Origin of the sequence: Gracilimonas halophila (genome assembly GCF_042684365.1) — a bacterium.
GTDB classification, from domain to species: Bacteria; Bacteroidota; Rhodothermia; order Balneolales; family Balneolaceae; genus Gracilimonas; species Gracilimonas halophila.
This window is the reverse complement of sequence record NZ_JBHULI010000005.1, coordinates 159,327-175,571: the sequence shown is the minus strand read 5'-3', so window position 1 is coordinate 175,571 and position 16,245 is coordinate 159,327. Positions and strand designations below refer to the sequence as shown.

The following is a 16,245-nucleotide window of genomic DNA, read 5'->3' as shown; positions in this document are numbered from 1 at the left end:
GGATATTGGATATTCCTATCTTTTCTTTAGCCACTCCTCGATCAGATCATCCACGTATTTCACCGCATAATCAGCGCGTTCAAGCATGGCGGAAGCTACAGCAGAGCGAGCTCCGCTTTGACATGAAACCATCACAGGTTTATCCTTGGGCACTTCCTCGATCCGGTCTAATAGTCGGGTGTGGGCAATATTCAATGCGCCGGGAATGTGGCCTTCTTCAAACTCAGACTGCTTCCGAACATCCAGTAAATATGCTTCTCCCGCATTCAGGTATTCTTCCGTTTCTTTGAAATCAATCGTTTCTGTAGAAAACAACTCTCCACCCTTTTCATCAAATCCCCTAAGTTGATCAGGTGTGGCAAATCCGGCGATGTTATCCAACCCGATTCGGATCAGATCCAAAACCGCTTCTTCAATTTTTTCTTCTTCAGAGATCAGGAATATCTGCTCTTCCGCCCGAATATATGATCCTGCCACGGTATTAAACGCTTTATTTAAAGGTGAAAGTAACGAACCTTCAATATGACCTTCCATGAATGCATATCGATCCCGGGTATCGAGAATCACTCCACCGGAGATCCTAACTTTCCCGATCATCTGTTCTATCGTGATATTTTCAGGCTGAGGAATTGCCCCAAGCACTTTCGGACCTTTTTTGTTATCCCGTTTCATTCGGGCAAAATACAAGGGTGGTTCGGGCTGCCCATCCAATATGTAATCCACAAAATCCTGCTCGCTGACAGCTGCCAGTATCGAACTGTTAAAGCGATGCTCATACCCCACCGTTGATTCGGGAATTGCGCCCAGTGCTTTCCCACATGCACTTCCGGCTCCATGACCCGGCCACACCTGCCAGTAATCCGGCATCTCTTTGAATTTCTGAATGGAATCATACATCACTTTCGCCGATTCTTGCATCGCACCTTCTTGTCCGGCAGCCGTTTCCAGCAGATCAGGTCGTCCTACATCACCAACAAAAATAAAATCTCCGGAAAGTATTCCCATGGGTTCATCGGTTGCGGCACCATCAGTAACTAAAAAGCTGATATGCTCAGGCGTATGTCCCGGTGTATGCTTTACGGTGAATTTGATGTTACCGATGGCAAACTGATCACCATCTTTCAACAGCTGATATTCATAATCACTTCCGATCACCCATTCGTATTTCCAGTCATTATCCCCTTCATCCGAGACTAAGACTTTAACTCCATGTTCTGCAAATTCTCGTAATCCTGATAGATAATCGGCATGAATATGTGTTTCAGTAGCAGCTACTATCTGCAGGTTATTCTTTTGGGCAATGGCTTTGTAGCGATCAATATCCCTCATAGGATCCACAATGATCGCTTCCCCGGTAGCCTGACATCCGATCAGATATGCATATTGTGCAAGTTTTTCTTCAAAGATCTGCTGAAAAAACATGAAAGAGTTTATATAATTTTGTGTTTTATGAGCCGGAAGAAAATACTACATCTTAACCCCATCGAAAACTATTATGAAAGATTTTTGGAATAAGCGCTACTCAGAACGGGAATTCGTATATGGCATTGAGCCCAATCGCTTCTTTGCCGAACAGTTGAGAACTCTTAAACCGGGTAATATCATTCTTCCTGCTGATGGAGAAGGAAGAAATGCAGTTTATGCTGCAGAAAAAGGATGGAATGTTACTGCCGTGGATTACAGTAAATCCGGCAAGGAAAAAGCGCTGAAGCTGGCATCCGATAAGGGAGTTGAGATCAGCTATGAGCTTAGTGATCTCACAGAATATACTTTCGGGACTGAAGTTTATGATGCGGCTGCTTTCATTTATGTGCATTTGCCACGATCCATTATCAAAAAGGTATACCAAAATGTGATCCAAAGTTTGAGGCCGGGAGGAAGAATAATCGTGGAAGTTTATTCTACGAATCAGCTCGGGCGAGAATCCGGTGGACCTAAAGATGAACGGGTATTATATACCGAAGAAAAACTGCAAGATCTGCTTTCCGGAACCAATATCGAATGGATGAAAGAATTAGAGGTTGATCTCAGTGAAGGGAAATATCATATTGGCAAGGCAATGGTAATTCGTGTAGTAGCGAAGAAGATTTAAAAAACACAGGAACGTAAGATTCTACGTCCCTGATATTTATTAAACACACATTGATCAAACCTTCTTCCCTTTCAGCATTTTATTCCAATACAGATATGGAAGGACATATTTCTTCAATAGCCATAGCCTGTAATGTTCTTTGGAGCTATCAAACACCAGCATTCCTTTGAGTTTAGGATCTGGGGTGAAATTATTATCGTAATCAAATTCTGCCAGCACCATTTTACCATATCCGGTTACCAATGGACAAGATGAATAACCATTGTAGGATCTATTATCCGCTTCATCCTGTTTCATTAGTTTGAATATGTTGTCGATCACAATAGGAGCTTGTTTTCGAATGGCAGCACCTGTTTTGGCTGTTGGAAGTCCACACACATCCCCGACGCCAAAGATGTTAGGATATTTGTTATGTTGAAGGGAATGATGATCCACATCCAGCCAACCTTCTGCATTAACAAGATCTGAGTTCTCAACAAAATCCGGAGCTTTTTGAGGAGGAGCGAGATGCAACATCTCAAATGGAATTTCAACAAGATTGTCCTCTGTAAGTTTTGCTCCATATTTATTACCCTCTTCTATACCCGGTATGTTTTTTTCCTCTCCTATATAGTTATAGTATACTTTTTTATTCTCGGGGTCTATTTTAACAGGTGCATGATACGTTTTCAGGTCCATATCATATCGGTCTAAAACCTTATGAAGTGTTTCTGCCACTTCAGTTACACCAAATATCACTGTTCCCGGTGTGGCAAATAGAATATTCGATTCTTTGTCATTGTTCTTATTTCTAATATAATCAGCAGACAAATAAGCGATCTTTTGAGGCGCACCACCACATTTAATTGGGGTTGTAGGCTGAGTAAATATGGCGTTTCCACCTTTAAAGTTTTTGAGTGTTTCCCAAACATGTTCGGGATCGGTGTAGTTACTGCAAACCACCCCTTTTTCCATTGCCTCAGGCAGTCCCTCAATTTTCTCCAATGCCATCACCAAACCGGGCGATACGATCAGGTAATTATACTCTAAGTCACCGTTCTTTTCCGTGGATACCTTATTTTCATCAGGTTTGAATCCGGTGGCTTTGTCTTTGATCCAGGTAACTTTCTTTGGCATCACCTCTTTCATGGGTTTGGCTGTTTTATCCATGTCATAGGTACCTGCCCCAACCAAAGTCCAGGCCGGTTGATAATAGTGTGTGTCACCTGGCTCTATAACCCCTACTTTTAGAGAAGGGTCTTTTTTGAGGATCTGGGAAGAGGTCATGATTCCCCCGGTTCCACCTCCAATTATAAGTACATCAAATACATTGTCCATCACAATACCTCTTTGATTTAATTAGTTACCGAAAGTAAATTCATTTCCGACCCGTTTTCCCACTTGTTACAACAAGACAATTTGTTTCAGTAATTTAATAGCAGATATTAAAGAACTTTCGTGAAGATTTATTGAACTTTCTGTTCCAGCTCCTTCAATCTTGAATCCATTTTCTCGATGCTGTCTTGCATTTTTTGAAGCATGTGAATGATCATGATGTGAGTTTTCCGGGCGTCAATTCCAACGACGCTTTCTTCACTTCCAATCATTTCCAAGATGGCTTTATATTCTTTTTCGGGGATATTGGTGTTCATGGGTTTGGGATCTATTTAAAAGTGTTGGTTTCTTTTTGCAGCCAAATCCTATCTCTCTCCAAAGAGAGATAGGTTTTAGTTGATTTAGAATTTCTTACTGGAATCAAATTCTTTTTAGGTAAGAACCTGTATCCCTCCTGAGGGTAGCCTGAACCAGAATCTGATTGTTACTCCGTCTCAAATCCGGCTCTGGCCAAATCCTCAAATCCACCAACATTGTATACGTTTTCGAACCCGGCGTTTTTCATGATTCGGGCTGCTTGTCCGCTTCGGTTTCCACTCCGGCAGTAGAGATAATAGGTCTCCTCTTTACTGAGGCTTTCCAACTGAGACTGAAATTCTCCATTCATGAGATCAAATTGGTGATCTGTTTCAGCAAGGTGACCTTCATCGTACTCATCCTTAGTTCGTACATCGATGACTATCCCTTCCGTCTCAGCTCTTTTTTCTTTGAATTCTTCAGTGCTAATATCGATGCTCATAGTTGTTTCTTTTTCGGTATTTGTTTTGTTGAAAATATTAAACATGATGATTCCTAAAATTAAAAGTGTCGCTGTTATTACAATCGTTTTCCACATGGTGTTAATTTGTTTGGTGAACCGGTTCTTTAAGTTTATTCATACTGATGAACAAGGTAATCGCTGAAACCGTTACAATCATTCCTGTAATGGTGATGGCAAAGCCAAGATCGAACAAGTCGGCCAATAATCCGGCTAACAGGGCTCCTATTGCATATCCGCCATCCCGCCACAATCTAAAAACCCCGATACTTTCGGCCCGGTCTTCAGGGTGAACCAGATCGGCCACAGAGGCCAAAAAAGTCGGGTAGACCATCGCCGTTCCTATTCCCAGAAAAGAAGCCGCAATTACAAATTCATAGAACGCACTCAGTAAAGGGAAAACCAGCAGACTTCCGGCCTGAACGAGCAATCCCCAAAACAGCATTCGTTTTCGTCCGGTGAAATCCGAGACTTTTCCGGTTACCACCTGCAGAATTCCCCAAAAGGCAGGATAAATTCCGGCTACAATTCCCACCTGATATAGATCAAGTCCGGCTGCTGTGAGGTACAACGGAAAAATCCCCCACGCCATACCGTCTTTCAAATTCGTTGCCATTCCGGATTGAGAAACCGCGAACAGGTTTCTATCCCCAAAAGAGACTTTCCAGAACAGATTTTCTTTACTCCGTTTTTCATTTCCGCCTTCATCGGCTTCGGCCTCAACCCAGGGAGCGGTGTCAATCACAAAAAAGACCGATAGCAGTAAGCCTATGGCTACAATTCCGATTCCGAGATAAAACGGATAGGGACGTAACCCGAACTCAGAGGCAATCCATCCGGTCAAAAATGCTACAACGGCTACGGCCAGGTATCCGGCAAATTCATTCAGCCCCATAGCCAAACCACGATCTTTCTTACCGGCCAGATCAATTTTCATGATCACATTAGAGGACCAGGCAAGTCCCTGATTGATCCCCAGCAACATGTTTGCAAAAATCACCCAGTTCCAGCTATCCGCCATCATCAAAATAAAAGGAACCGGTAGGCCAAACAGCCAGCCAACGATCAGCATCTTCTTACGACCGTATTGCTGGGCAAAACGACCTGCAAAATAGTTAGAGGCTGCTTTGGTGATCCCAAACACAATAATAAATGAGAAGATGGCCGAGCGTGCCGCAATTCCAAATTCACTCTCAGCGACCTCCGGAAGGATGGTTCGTTCTAATCCCACCATCCCGCCTATAAAGGCATTGATGAGAACAAGTAGCGAAAATTGCTTCCAGTTATTTTTAAGACCGAGTGGTTTCATTGAGATTGGTTAATGTTTTTAAACATTCGTTTGAAGCGGTGAGAATTCCCGTTCTGGTTTTTCTTCCGATTTGTAAGCTTCGATGGCACTCGACACATCGAAATAGAAATTGGTGATGCTCAATCCATCGGTGATACCTGCGATCTTTAACTTATCTCTTACCGGACCTATTGCTCCCGCGAAATATAACTCAACGTCTTTTTCTCCAAGATCTTTGATGAGTTCCTCAAGGGCATGCACTCCGGTGGAGTCCACGCTATTGATTGCCGAGGAATCCAGAACTACCAGCTTCAAGTTATCACCTTTCTGACTGATCAAAGTATCCATGGTAGATCTAAAATGCTCTACGTTGGCGAAGTATAATTCGGAATCAAATCGGTATATTAGGATCTCTTCTTCCGTTATTGCTTCTTTGTAACGATTGATGTTTCTGAAGTTTTTCGTCTCTCCTAACCGGCCTAATTCAGTACTATGTGGTTTAGTGCTGTTATAGATCACCATCACCAAGGATAATAATACACCGATCGCAATGCCTTCTTCAATACCTAAAGCAAGCGTAGCTATGAATGTGGCAATCAGCATCGCGAGGTCTTTTTTGTCGGTTTTCCAAAGAACCTTCATTTCATGCGAATCAAATAATCCGGCTACTGCCACGATAATAATGGCTCCCAATACTGCTTTGGGCAGATAGTAAAACAATGGGGTCAAGAAAAGCACGGTCAGCGCAATGATCACTGCACTGATGATAGAAGCCATTCCTGTGCTTGCCCCGGCCTGATCATTCACGGCCGTTCTTGAAAACCCACCGGTGGTTGGATAACTCTGGAATAATGCTCCACCAATATTCGCCATACCCAAACCGATCAATTCCTGATTGGGATCTACTTTATATCCTCTTTTGTTCGCGATGGCTTTGGCTACGGCAATAGATTCCATATACCCCACCAGCGAGATCACCAAGATGGTTGGAAAGATCAATTCGAAATCTGACCAGCTGAATTCAGTAAGTTTGAAGCTTGGCAGCCCTTCCGGCACCTTACCTACAATTGCCACTCCCGATTCGTGCAGACTGAATAAATAGGTCACTAATGCTCCTAATCCTACCACCACAAGCGCAGATGGGAAGGTCTTTTTCCATTTTCTCAGCAAAATAATGGTAGCTATGGACCCAAAGCCTATTAACGCTGTAAATGGATCGATCTCACTGGCTTTCTGTATCGTATTCATTACGATCTCATGTACATAATTGGTGCGGGGGATATCGATCCCCAAAATGCTTTTAACCTGACTTCCACCGATGATCAAAGCTGCTGCTGAAGTAAACCCACTCAGCACAGGGTGTGACAAGAAATTCACTAAAAACCCCATTCGAAATATCCCCATGAAGAATTGGAACAATCCGACACCCATGGCTGTCATGATAGCTAATTGAATAAATCGATCGCTTCCTACTTCTGCTACTTCTCCAACTCCTGCTAAAACCAGCAAGGAGACCATCGCAACCGGCCCTACAGCTAACTGCCTCGATGTTCCAAAGATAGCATACAAAATAAGTGGCACGATGGAAGCATAGAGTCCGTAAATGGGTGGTAAACCCGCCAGCATTGCGTATGCCATTCCCTGTGGAATAAGCATGATCCCCACCGTAATACCGGCGTTCAGATCTCCTTTAGCGTTATCACCGGAATAGGATTTTATCCAACTCAGGATAGGAATGTATTTGGTAATAGATGATTTGGATTTCATGGTTTTAATTTTTGGAATGGGGTTGGGAAAGCAATGTTGGCTTTGGCTACAAGCACCCTCCGCCAGACTTCACATTCGTTCAGTCCGGCACCTCCCTCAAGGGAGGACTATTCGTGATAGTATCAATTACCCTAAATCAATTAAGCTAAGAGTATTTAACTACTACGGATAGTCTCCCCTTGAGGGGAGATCAATTCAAAAAGCTGTTCCTTTTTGAATTGTGAGGGGTGTTTTCTTTCAGGGCAATAAGGCCTGTTCAACCACCAATTCAGATGTCAATGTTTTCGTTTTTAAAACCCGCCGGACATTTCACCTTCCCGCGCGTTGGTTTTTCGGGGTACAAAATATTTTAGATACCTTGGGTCATAGTCCCAAAAAAAGCAGAGGTGATTTTGTATATATCACCCCTGTACCTTAGGTCAACAATTAAGCAGTAGCTGTTGCTTTAGATTTGTAGTTTAACCATTCGTCATCAATGAGAACCACATCGTATCCGTTGCGTTGCAATAAAGCTGCGGCTACGGCAGAGCGACCACCGGCCTGGCAATGGACTACGATCTTGCGCTCGCTTGGTACTTCTTCGATTCTTGGCAGCAATTGGGTGTGGGCGATGTTTTGTGCTCCTTCCACATTGCCTTCTTCCTGGTATTCAGAAGCTTTTCGGACGTCAAAGATCTGGTAATCATCATTGCCTACATACTGATCGATTACATCGAATTTCTGAACGGTGATGGTTTCCAACTCCCCGTCTTGCTCCTTATAATGGTCGAGATCGGTTGGAGTTACAAATCCAACTATGTTATCCAGGCCAATACGATACAGATCGCGAACTGCTTCACTGACTCTATGCTCCTCTACGATCAGGTAGATATCTTCATCTTCAGTTATGTAAGAACCGGCTACCGTATTGAACTGCTTGTTTAGTGGAGATAATAGTGATCCGGGTATGTGTCCTTCAGAAAACTCATCTCGCTCACGGGTATCAAGCAATGCTACATCGGTGTTTCCGGCCAGCTTTTTCAACTCGTTCAGGTTGAGATGTTTTGGCTGTGGAAGTCCTTTAAGAATTTTAGGGCCGATCTTGTTATCGCGCTTCATGCGGGCAAAATACAATGGCGGCTCTGGCTGGCCTTCCAGAATAAACTTCACGAAATCATCTTCTGACGTCGCTGATTTGATTGAGTTGTTGTATCGAAGCTCATAACCAACCGTAGTTTCAGGAACGGCACCTAAAGCTTTCCCGCATGCACTTCCGGCTCCGTGTCCCGGCCAGATTTGCATGAATTCAGGTACGTTCTTAAAGTCTTCAACCGACTTATAAAGTGTTCGGGCGGAAGGCTCCATAACATTGGCTTGTCCTGCTGCAGATTCAAGTAAGTCGGGGCGGCCCACATCGCCCACAAAAATGAAATCTCCGGTTGCTATACCGATGGGTTGATCCGCTGCAGCACCGTCTGTTATGAAATAGCTCAAATGCTCCGGTGTGTGGCCGGGTGTATGCCACGCTCTAATAGTAATATTCCCAATACTGAATTCATCACCGTCGTTAAGTAATTCAAAGTCGTAATCACTGTTGATCAGCCATTCGTACTTCCAGTCTTTATCACCTTCGTCTGAAGCGTATACTTTCACTCCTCGCTCGGCAAATTCTCTAAGACCGGAAATATAGTCGGCATGGATATGGGTATCAGCGGCGCCAACAATATTTAAGTTTTGGCTGGCTGCGTGTTCAATATACTGATCGATGTCGCGCATAGGGTCTATCACAATGGCTGTGCCATTTGCCTGACAACCGATCATGTAAGCGTATTGTGCTAGTCGTTCGTCAAAGAATTGTTTGAAATACATAGTGTTTCTCCTGTGTTGTGTTGTTTTAATATTCTTGGAACTCAGAATTCAGTTTCTTCTGTCTTCTGAATTCTTCTTCATTAATGAGGTAAAGTATCTCTAAGCATACCATAGACGTAAGTTCCTGCAATTGCTGACAAAATTGGAATTATCATTACCGTGAGTCCACTGCCAAGCAGGGCAAACATGGGGCCTGGGCATGCACCTAACAGCGCCCATCCAAGTCCGAATATGCTTCCGCCAATAATGTATCGCTTCCATTGCGTTGCATCTTTCGGTGGGATGGTAATTGGATTTCCTTTCGAGTCTTTTATGTTTTTTCTTTTGATGATCTGTATGGATATGATCCCTACCACTATGGCAAGGCCTATAATCCCGTACATGTGGAATGAGTCGAATCGAAACATTTCCTGAATTCGAAACCAAGATACCACTTCGGATTTCACAAGAATGAAACCAAAAGCTGTTCCGATCAATAAGTATTTGAGATATTCTAAAAATTTCATTGTTCTGCTTTTATGAATTATAGGATGATTGGGTAAATTAGATACGTCATCAGCAAGCCACCGATAAAGAAGCCTACTACTGCCATCAGTGACGCAAGCTGTAGATCAGACATTCCTGAAATGGCGTGACCGGATGTACATCCTCCTGCATATCGAGCTCCAAAGCCTACCAAAAATCCACCTAATACCAATACTATGAGTCCAGTTGGTGTACCTAAAGCTTCCCAGGAAATCAGGTCGGCCGGAACCAATCCATTAAAGTCCTGAATTCCAAGGGCCTGAAGTTCTGTAATAGTTGATTCAGCAAGAGCGATCGGCTCGGGGTTGGCGAAAACATATCCACCTAAAAAGCCACCGAGAATAGATCCAACTAAAAAAGTGATATTCCACCAACCGGCTTCCTTCCAGTCGTAATTGAAAAATTCTACATTCCCGAAATTACAGGCTGCACAGGCATGGCGTAAGTTTGCTGATACACCGAACATTTTGCCTCCCATAATGAGAAGGATCGGAACAGTAAGCCCTATAATTGGGCCTGCTATATACCAAGGCATTGGTTGTGAGAGTATATCCATCAGTTTATGATTTGTTTGTTCATGAGTTGTTTAATTTTTTCTTCGATACAATAATACCGGTGTTTTCGAGATTGTAACAACATGTTATAACAAGTATATTGAATGTCGAATAAATGGTGAGTTTTAGAGCAGATTCATAAGATCGAGACAATCTCTAATCTTAGTAATGTCATTTCGCGGCGAATGCCTGAAATCTAATTGTTTACTAGAAGATCACCTTTTGATTCTATGGTCACAATTAGATTCCCGCTGTCACGGGAATGACCTCAAACCGACATTACATTACAATTATAGACCTGAGATCATGGAACAGCAAGCATCAAAACACCAAAAGGTAAAGCAGCATTTACAAAGAGAGATCACCGAAGGGTACTATGAAGGCGGTGACAAACTCCCTTCTGAACAAAGACTTTGTGACTATTTTAAAGTGAGCCGGGTTACAGTTCGTCATGCTCTTCAAAATTTAGAGAATGATGGCCTGATCTATCGCAAGCAAGGAGTTGGAGCTTTTGTGAGCAACAAGGCGTATAAAAGCAATTTGGTAAAGCTCACGGATTTTTCGGAGGATATGCGTCAGGCAGGACTTGAAAGTAGCTCCCGGTTGATCTCTCTTAAAAAAGTAGATCCTATCAAAGAAGTAAATGAGATCCTGGATATCCGTCCGGATATGAAACTCATCCGCGTTGACCGGGTTCGTCTGGGCAGTGGGAAACCTGTGGCCTTTGATATCACATGGCTGCCCCCGGGGTATGGACAATTGCTGTTCGATGAAGACCTCACCACGCAGACTATTTATAATGTGATTGAGGAAAAATATGAGATCCCAATTATAGCAGGAAGTTATAGATTCACCGCTGTAAAAGCCGATAAATATATTGCTGATCAATTAAATCTGGAACCCGGAGATGCAGTTTTTGAGATCGATCGCTGTTCCCGCACCACCGGAAATAAGAAGGTGTACTTCCAAAGAAGATATTACAACCCTGCTCTTGTAAACTATGTAATGGAACTTTCCCGAAATGAAGATTCGGAAGAAATAAGTTCAAAAGATGGCCTTCCACTTAAAGAATTCTCCCCACAGTTTGTGAAATAAGTAGAAAAATATCATCTTGCTCTAATACAAAAGTTTTTAAAAAATCAGATCCATCATGGGGAAAAAAACAAAAATACCTTATTTATTAATTATTCTGATTGCAGTTAGTGCCACAACGCTAAATTTTCAATCGGATAAACTTATCAAAAACGAAGCCAATAAATGGCTGAGGCCGTTATTGAACCCGGAACTACTGTTGAAACCTTAACTACGGATATTGAACAAACCATTATTTCTCCAATGGGTGATGTCACCATAAGCGGTACAAGTACCATTAATTTTGTAACCGGAGATCAAAATGCGGTTTTGGAAACTCCTCAGGGGACAGTAGAAGTTATTATAGAAGATGGTGAAGGAGTTCAAAAAATTGGAGCGAGAGAAATTCCTATGAATGGAGCTCAACTTCAGCAAGTGAAAACTGAAATGGAAAGGAATTATATTAATGTTGCTCTGAATAAAGATTCGTTGGATGCAGAGTTTCTTGGTATGGAAACCATTGATGGAACTGAGTATGCTAAGGTTAAGGTCAACTTCACCGTGCCGGTAACGTATTATTTGAATTCTGAAACCGCTTTACCGGATATGATCACCTTTAATCAATTCAACCAGCAAACTGGCTCAGAAGTAGAAATTCAAGTAAAGAACAGTAATTGGCAGACTGTCTCAGGAGTTACCTATGCATTTTCCATAGAAACTTTTGCAGCCGGTCAAAAAGCAGGTTCCGGAACTGTTAGTAATTTAACAGTCAACGAATAGCAGTTTATATTAGGCCAGAGAATCTTTCTATTAGCTTTTTTTGTTTATCGAGATCCTTGGACGACAGAAACAGCAACTATAAATTCGGAGATGAATCATGTCAATTTGGGATAAAGAATATCCATCAAATTCAGAGTATGCCCATTATTACTCAGGATATGTCGCGAATGTACCTAAAGGAAACATCATTGATACTCTAAATTCCCAAATGCATGAGTTCTACACGTTCATAAATTCTATCCCTGGAGACAAAGCTTTTCATGCCTATGCCGAGGGAAAGTGGACCGTTAAACAGGTTATAGGTCATATAATTGAAACCGAGCGAGTATTTGCTTACAGGGGGCTCGCTTTTTCGCGGAGGGATAAAAACCCGCTTCCGCCCATGGACGAAAAAAATTATGTCAAGTACTCTAATTATAACAGCCGGACAATAAGTAATTTAGCCAACGAATACCTCGCTGTCCGTATCTCCACTATCCATCTTTTTCAGAATATGACCAAGGGAATGATCTCGCTGAAAGGAACCGCAAGCGGTGTTGAGTTTACGGTACGATCAATTCCATTTATAATTGCAGGTCATGAACGGCATCATATCAATATGATCAAGGAGAAGTATTTGTAAAATAGATTCAACGCTAGGATCTGAAAACAGGGAGATTTCAACCTGCCGCCAACCGTTGAAAATGCCCCTGCTGAACATTTTCTCTCGATCCCGCATGAATGATCTTATGAATCAACGTCTCTTCATCCGATATTTCCGGCAAGTTCAAAACACGCCCTTCCTCTATCCAATCTGAAAGCAAGCCGCTAAATTTCGAATCGATCTGATAAACTACCTTCCCGCCTAATTCTTCTAAAGCGGCTGCATTGCATAATTGTTCGTATTGATTTTTGATGGGAATTGTAAGTAGCTTTTTTCCAAGAAACATTGCTTCTGATGTAGTCTCAAATCCTGTGGCAGAAACAATACCCAAACAATTTTCAATACTTTCCAGAAAAGTTTCCTTACCTACCGGATTCACTGTTACATTTCCTCTGATATAAGCCTCATCACATTTCGGAGAAAATATATGCCACTCCACTTTTCCAATCTGATTGAATACGGCACATAATTTTTGATGATCAAAAGCCGGCAAATACACGGTAATATGACCACCAAGTTTTGGATTCAGTTCGCGAATGTGTTTTCGAATAATGGGTGGCTCAATGAAGTCATCATAACGCAAATAATGAGATCCCACAGCAGCTGTACTGGGGGCAAAATGCTTCATAACCTGTTCAGCAAATAAAGATTCTTTCAAAGGCCTGGGAGATTTTTCTGATAGAAAAGAAGCCTGGTGACTGATGGCAACGCATGGAATTTCCGCCCTTTGGGCTGCCCAGGCAGTAACCGGCTCAAAATCATTCACTACAAAATCATACTCTTGAACCGGAATTGATCGAATGTCTCTGATAAGCTTAATTGGATGAAGTTTCAGAGCTGTTTCCAGCATATTTACACTCCCTTTGTTATCGTAAGCCAGACTAAGTCCGCGAGCTTTATACTGAACTGGACCGTCAATATACATTTTGAAATTGTACCCACTGATAAGCACATCCACTTCCGCATGTTCACGAAGCCTTGGAAGTACTACCCTCGCCCTGCTAATATGCCCGTGTCCCGTTCCCTGAACGCCATATAGTATCCTCATCCTATCATGACCTTGTGGTCAAAGGTGTGGCTTTTCATAAGCAGGTTTACCCGTGGGTTTTCCTGCAAAAAGGCATCCTGGCTGTAACGATAGAGGCTCCATTCACCACTGTCATATTCCAGACACGTTAGATTTTCAACCCAATCCCCTGAATTCAGGTAGATCACTGATCCTTTCTCATTTTCATACCCACGAATTTTGGGCTGATGAATATGACCACAAACTACGTAATCATAGCCTTCCTCAATGGCCAGCTCCATTGCTGTCACCTCAAAATCATCAATGAAATTTACCGCCTGCTTTACACTGTCTTTGATCTTTTTAGACAGAGAGAACTTCCCATATCCCATTTTTTCAGAAATATTATTCATCCAACGGTTTAGCAAGATCAACAATTCGTACCCTTTTCCACCCAGTTTGGCTACCCACTTACTGTGCTTCATCGTTATGTCGAAAATATCTCCGTGAAAGAACCATACTTTTTCACCGTTCAATTCAAGCACTAATTTATCCCGAATGAAGAGCGGGCCAAGCTGCAAACTTGAGATCTTACGTAAAGTTTCATCGTGATTACCCGTCAGGTAATAAATATCCACTCCATTGGTCATCATGGTAATAAGTGTTCTGATGACGTGCATGTGGGCATCCGGCCAGTAATATTTCCGGAAGTTCCACATATCAATGAAATCCCCATTGAGAATGACTCGTTTTGGGTCGATGGAATTCAGATATTGAACCAATTCTATCGCGTGACAACCAACTGTTCCAAGATGGATATCTGAAAGGACAACAGTATCGAGGGATCGTTTCATAGCCGTTTATATATATGATTGTGGTAAATATCGTCAGGCTATGTTAACAGGGATTATCGGCAGCGTTAATTATTGGTTACCAGTATGTTAGGAAATTGTGATGAGAAATTTTGAATGTTGAATTAATTACATTCATTTATAATTCATCATTCAAAATTTAGAATACCCATGAGTGAACAAAAAATAGTCCACGTATACCAGCCAAAAACCGAAGCCTTCAAAACCACACTAACGGCCGGAAGGCACGAACTTATTTCAGATGAACCCGAAAGCGTTAAGGGCGGACAAGATACAGGTCCCGACCCCTACGACTACCTTCTAATGGGACTTGGCTCCTGTACATTGATGACCGTTAAAATGTATGCCGAAAGAAAAGGCTGGGAGTTAGAAGATATCTACTTGGAGCTTCGGCATAACAAACGCCACGCCGATGATTGTGCAGAATGTGAAGATCCCAAAAGCAAGATCGATCATATCGATAAAGAACTTATAATAAAAGGAGACCTCGATCAGGAACAACTAGACAAGCTGCTCGAAATCTCTAAGAAATGCCCTGTTCACAAAACCCTTGAAAGTGATATTACCATATTAAGCTCCCTAAGCAAATCCTAACCCGTTCAACCTTGGATGTTCGATGTTCTATTCCCATCCCCATGCAGGAGGCGGTATTTCGGTCTCATTATCAAAACTAAACCTGATGCTGAAGAAACGGTCTGTTCCAATTCTTCGAAGATTATAGGTATAGTACTCATCAGGTATTATTTCAACCCACCAGATATTACTTGCTGCAGCAGGAATGAGATCGGCCGTTTCCTGATCAGCGGGAAAGGTCTGAAGCGTAGCTAAACCGGTACTTGTTGAAGTTCCACCGTACATAGTTACTTCATCCTCACTTCCGTCCTCGTGGCGGTGATCGTGTTTAAGCTGGATTCTATCTCCTATCCGGGTAAAGACCCAGGTTCGGGAACGGTCATCCCCAACAAAAAATGGTATGTTGATCACTTCTTCATCGCAGGAAAGCACATGCATTACCAATTCATTATTTCGAAAATCATCATCAGCGGGTGCTTCCAGAACTTCTCCAATAAATGCTTTTCCGCACTGAGCAGAGAGATTTTCCCAAAAGTTATCTGCATTACTTTTTTGAGCCATCGTAATGACCGGAATTGATAGAAAGAAAAAAAGAAATGCGCGCTTCATAATAAAGGATCTGTTTTTGGTGAGCTTAAGAATAGGACAAAATTTTTATAAAACCATTTTCTTAAATTTCTTTCTATTTTTGAAACGGATAATGATATTAGGTATGGAGTCAATCTGTATTAAATTTTGAGTAGTTACTATGGAATCATCTTCGCTTCGCATTCTCAATAACGCCATTTTTGAAGCCCAAACATGGAAACCCGGACGATCCCGTAACTCCCTGGAAAATGACTTTTACCAGCTTATGCTAAATGGCCCTGCTCTGGATGAGCACACAGAACTGTGGGATGAATTCAGAATTGCACTTGCCCAAAATGAGCATCTGCAAGACAATAATTTGCAGGAATTTCTGACACGCCTCAACTATGCCCGCGAAGGATATTGGTGGTTTGATCCGGCTGAATGGAAGTGAACATCGAACAAACAATAGAAGGCTATTCAGATAAAGAAGGTTTATTCGAATATTCAAATTACCGCCTTCGCGGG

At 42.3% G+C, this 16,245-nt stretch carries 18 protein-coding genes; 6 read left to right on the top strand and 12 right to left on the bottom strand.

What is annotated here, in order from left to right; translation table 11 throughout:
* Positions 1-15: 15 nt before the first annotated feature.
* A complete protein-coding gene (locus tag ACFSVN_RS04550) occupies positions 16-1,422 on the bottom strand; it encodes an MBL fold metallo-hydrolase (RefSeq protein WP_390299286.1) in 1,407 nt (468 codons plus the stop codon).
* A 73-nt stretch (positions 1,423-1,495) separates the two neighbouring features.
* Here ACFSVN_RS04550 and ACFSVN_RS04545 point away from each other — a divergent pair, with 73 nt between their 5' ends.
* Positions 1,496-2,092, top strand: a complete 597-nt coding sequence (locus tag ACFSVN_RS04545; protein WP_390299283.1) for a class I SAM-dependent methyltransferase — start codon at positions 1,496-1,498, stop codon at positions 2,090-2,092.
* 54 nt (positions 2,093-2,146) lie between these two features.
* Here the strand turns inward: ACFSVN_RS04545 and ACFSVN_RS04540 are convergent, their stop codons facing one another.
* The 8 genes from ACFSVN_RS04540 to ACFSVN_RS04505 form a co-directional block, all read right to left on the bottom strand.
* Positions 2,147-3,409: an NAD(P)/FAD-dependent oxidoreductase gene (locus tag ACFSVN_RS04540; RefSeq protein WP_390299280.1), complete on the bottom strand. Its 1,263-nt coding sequence runs from the start codon at positions 3,407-3,409 to the stop codon at positions 2,147-2,149.
* Between the two features lie 128 nt (positions 3,410-3,537).
* Positions 3,538-3,723, bottom strand: a complete 186-nt coding sequence (locus ACFSVN_RS04535; protein ID WP_390299277.1) for a hypothetical protein — start codon at positions 3,721-3,723, stop codon at positions 3,538-3,540.
* A 167-nt stretch (positions 3,724-3,890) separates the two neighbouring features.
* On the bottom strand, positions 3,891-4,205 hold the full coding sequence (locus tag ACFSVN_RS04530) for a rhodanese-like domain-containing protein (RefSeq protein ID WP_390299275.1): 315 nt from the start codon (positions 4,203-4,205) through the stop codon (positions 3,891-3,893).
* Positions 4,206-4,305: 100 nt separating this feature from the next.
* On the bottom strand, positions 4,306-5,532 hold the full coding sequence (locus tag ACFSVN_RS04525; RefSeq protein WP_390299272.1) for an MFS transporter: 1,227 nt from the start codon (positions 5,530-5,532) through the stop codon (positions 4,306-4,308).
* 18 nt (positions 5,533-5,550) lie between these two features.
* Positions 5,551-7,278 (bottom strand): SulP family inorganic anion transporter, encoded by a 1,728-nt coding sequence (locus tag ACFSVN_RS04520; RefSeq protein WP_390299269.1) that lies wholly within the window; start codon positions 7,276-7,278, stop codon positions 5,551-5,553.
* 426 nt (positions 7,279-7,704) lie between these two features.
* Complete coding sequence (locus ACFSVN_RS04515) at positions 7,705-9,126, bottom strand: rhodanese-like domain-containing protein (protein ID WP_390299267.1); 1,422 nt, start codon at positions 9,124-9,126, stop codon at positions 7,705-7,707.
* Positions 9,127-9,206: 80 nt separating this feature from the next.
* Positions 9,207-9,632, bottom strand: coding sequence for a DUF6691 family protein (locus ACFSVN_RS04510; RefSeq protein ID WP_390299264.1), 426 nt, complete (start codon positions 9,630-9,632; stop codon positions 9,207-9,209).
* A gap of 17 nt (positions 9,633-9,649) precedes the next feature.
* Positions 9,650-10,207, bottom strand: a complete 558-nt coding sequence (locus ACFSVN_RS04505) for a YeeE/YedE family protein (protein WP_390299261.1) — start codon at positions 10,205-10,207, stop codon at positions 9,650-9,652.
* Between the two features lie 304 nt (positions 10,208-10,511).
* Between ACFSVN_RS04505 and ACFSVN_RS04500 the strand changes: the two genes are divergently transcribed.
* The 3 genes from ACFSVN_RS04500 (at position 10,512) to ACFSVN_RS04490 (ending at position 12,678) form a co-directional block, all read left to right on the top strand.
* The gene (locus tag ACFSVN_RS04500; RefSeq protein WP_390299258.1) at positions 10,512-11,300 is read left to right on the top strand and encodes a GntR family transcriptional regulator; all 789 of its coding nucleotides are present in this window, start codon (positions 10,512-10,514) and stop codon (positions 11,298-11,300) included.
* A 162-nt stretch (positions 11,301-11,462) separates the two neighbouring features.
* Complete coding sequence (locus tag ACFSVN_RS04495; RefSeq protein WP_390299255.1) at positions 11,463-12,056, top strand: hypothetical protein; 594 nt, start codon at positions 11,463-11,465, stop codon at positions 12,054-12,056.
* Between the two features lie 97 nt (positions 12,057-12,153).
* A complete protein-coding gene (locus ACFSVN_RS04490; RefSeq protein WP_390299252.1) occupies positions 12,154-12,678 on the top strand; it encodes a DinB family protein in 525 nt (174 codons plus the stop codon).
* 37 nt (positions 12,679-12,715) lie between these two features.
* Here the strand turns inward: ACFSVN_RS04490 and ACFSVN_RS04485 are convergent, their stop codons facing one another.
* Positions 12,716-13,747, bottom strand: a complete 1,032-nt coding sequence (locus ACFSVN_RS04485) for a glycosyltransferase family protein (RefSeq protein WP_390299249.1) — start codon at positions 13,745-13,747, stop codon at positions 12,716-12,718.
* Positions 13,744-14,559, bottom strand: a complete 816-nt coding sequence (locus ACFSVN_RS04480) for a UDP-2,3-diacylglucosamine diphosphatase (RefSeq protein ID WP_390299246.1) — start codon at positions 14,557-14,559, stop codon at positions 13,744-13,746. Before ACFSVN_RS04480 ends, ACFSVN_RS04485 begins: the two co-directional genes overlap by 4 nt.
* Positions 14,560-14,727: 168 nt before the next feature.
* Between ACFSVN_RS04480 and ACFSVN_RS04475 the strand changes: the two genes are divergently transcribed.
* Positions 14,728-15,171 carry an OsmC family protein gene (locus ACFSVN_RS04475; RefSeq protein ID WP_390299243.1) on the top strand — a complete coding sequence of 148 codons (444 nt, stop codon included), beginning with the start codon at positions 14,728-14,730 and terminating at the stop codon, positions 15,169-15,171.
* Positions 15,172-15,198: 27 nt separating this feature from the next.
* Here ACFSVN_RS04475 and ACFSVN_RS04470 read toward each other — a convergent pair whose 3' ends face one another.
* Positions 15,199-15,759, bottom strand: coding sequence for a hypothetical protein (locus ACFSVN_RS04470; protein ID WP_390299240.1), 561 nt, complete (start codon positions 15,757-15,759; stop codon positions 15,199-15,201).
* Between the two features lie 139 nt (positions 15,760-15,898).
* Between ACFSVN_RS04470 and ACFSVN_RS04465 the strand changes: the two genes are divergently transcribed.
* A complete protein-coding gene (locus tag ACFSVN_RS04465) occupies positions 15,899-16,171 on the top strand; it encodes a hypothetical protein (protein ID WP_390299238.1) in 273 nt (90 codons plus the stop codon).
* Positions 16,172-16,245: the final 74 nt, after the last annotated feature.